Source organism: Amycolatopsis sp. SID8362, from assembly GCF_010550475.1.
In the GTDB taxonomy this organism is placed as follows: Bacteria; Actinomycetota; Actinomycetes; order Mycobacteriales; family Pseudonocardiaceae; genus Amycolatopsis; species Amycolatopsis eburnea.
Genome location: NZ_JAAGNB010000360.1, coordinates 1 through 1325, shown reverse-complemented (window position 1 = coordinate 1325; position 1325 = coordinate 1). Strand labels below are relative to the sequence as shown.

2 protein-coding genes are annotated in these 1325 nt (G+C 73.7%); one reads left to right on the top strand and one right to left on the bottom strand.

What is annotated here, in order from left to right; all coding sequences use genetic code 11:
* The coding region (locus G3I65_RS11795; protein WP_160696138.1) for a pyridoxal-phosphate dependent enzyme at positions 1–628 on the bottom strand (628 nt) is incomplete at its 3' end.
* Positions 629–716: 88 nt separating this feature from the next.
* On the opposite strand from G3I65_RS11795, the gene G3I65_RS11790 reads away from it, so the two are divergent.
* Positions 717–1205 carry a SigE family RNA polymerase sigma factor gene (locus G3I65_RS11790; protein WP_160696137.1) on the top strand — a complete coding sequence of 163 codons (489 nt, stop codon included), beginning with the start codon at positions 717–719 and terminating at the stop codon, positions 1203–1205.
* The last annotated feature ends 120 nt before the right edge of the window (positions 1206–1325 follow it).

The window sequence follows — 1325 nt, the reverse complement described above, 5'->3', positions numbered from 1 at the left end:
CGCCCACGACGCGGACGTCGGGGTGCCGCTCGCGCAGCCAGCTGCCGACGCCGGCGAGCAGCCCGCCGCCGCCGACCGGGACGACCACGACGTCGGGGACGAAGCCGAGCTGCTCGATCACCTCGGACGCCACCGTGCCCTGGCCGGCGACCGTGCGGACGTCGTCGAACGCCGGCACCAGCGTGGCGCCGGTGCGCTGGGCGTCCTCGTTGGCCGCGGCGAAGGCGTCTTCGTACGTTTCGCCGACGACGATGACCTCGATGTGCGCGCCGCCGAGGGTCGCGATGCGTTCGCGCTTCTGCCGCGGCGTGGTGCCCGGGACGTACACGCGGCCGTTCGCGCCGAGCCGGCGGCACGCGTACGCGACGCCCTGGGCGTGGTTGCCGGCGCTCGCGCAGACGACCCCGAGCGCGCGGGTGGCTTCGTCGAGCTGGACGATGAAGTTGTAGGCGCCGCGGATCTTGTACGACCGGACGGTCTGCAGGTCTTCGCGCTTCACCCAGACCTGGGCGTCCACCCGGGACGACAGCCGCGCGCTGGGCTCCAGCGGCGTCCGGGTCACCACCCCGGCCAGCCGCTCGGCGGCCTTTTCGATGGTCGCCGCGGTCACCGTGTCGATGTCGTGCACCCCGATGAATCTACGACTCGCGCGTCCCGGGCAACCTGCCGGGCTCCCGGGCGCATCAAAGGGGTGACGAACAGGATGGGGGACGCCGGTGGACGACTTCACCGAGTACGTGACCGCCCGCGCGGGCTGGCTGCGCAAGGTCGCGTACCTGCTCTGCGGCGACTGGCACCGGGCCGACGACCTGGTCCAGACGGCGATCACCAGGCTCTACGCGAACTGGCCCCGGGCCTCCCGCGCGGGCAACCTGGACGGCTACGCGCGCCGGACGCTGGTCAACACGTTCCTCGCCGAACAGCGGACGTCGTGGTGGCGCCGCGTGGACCTCCGCGGTGCCGAGCACGAGCGGCCGATGCCCGGCTCGGACGTCGAAGGGGCGCTCGACCTGCGGGCCGCGCTGGACCGGCTGCCCGGCCGGCAGCGCGCGACCGTCGTCCTCCGCTACTTCTGCGACCTGCCGGTCGCGGAGACCGCGCGGGCGCTGGGCTGTTCCGAAGGCACCGTCAAGAGCCAGACCTCGAAGGCCGTGGACGCGCTCCGCGAGCTGCTGGGCGAACCGATCCGGGAGGGACGAGCATGACCGACCACGAACTGGCCACGAAGCTCAAGGAACTGGCCGATGTGCCCGCTCCGCCGTCCCGCCTCGACATCGACCGCGCGCGCCGGGCCGGGGGACGCCGCCGTCGCACGCGGACCACGG